This window comes from Psychrobacter sp. TB55-MNA-CIBAN-0194, from assembly GCF_040309505.1.
GTDB classification, from domain to species: Bacteria; Pseudomonadota; Gammaproteobacteria; order Pseudomonadales; family Moraxellaceae; genus Psychrobacter; species Psychrobacter fozii.
The window spans coordinates 1-251 of record NZ_JBEOOW010000584.1 but is presented as its reverse complement, the minus strand read 5'-3'; the positions used below and the strand labels follow the sequence as shown (position 1 = coordinate 251).

Annotated in this window: 1 protein-coding gene; it reads left to right on the top strand. The window is 41.8% G+C overall.

The window, feature by feature from the left end:
- A partial coding sequence (locus tag AAEY75_RS16365) for an OmpA family protein (protein ID WP_352260212.1) occupies positions 1-251 on the top strand: 251 nt, incomplete at both ends.

Genomic DNA, 251 nt, shown 5'->3' with positions numbered 1-251 from the left:
GTTTTTGATTGTTGATGAAGATGCCGAAGATGATGGTGAGTTTGATGAAGCAGAATTAGGCGCAACAATAACCAATAATGCGGCACTTATTGCTGAGCAATGTCGTCAACAGCGAGACGTTTCTGTAGCAGTATATTGTTTTGGGTCTATACTCCAACCTGTGTATTTTGATTTCGACAAATCAGCGGTGTTGTTAACTCAGCGACCAACATTGGTTAGGGTACAGCAATACATTGAGCAACACCCAGAAG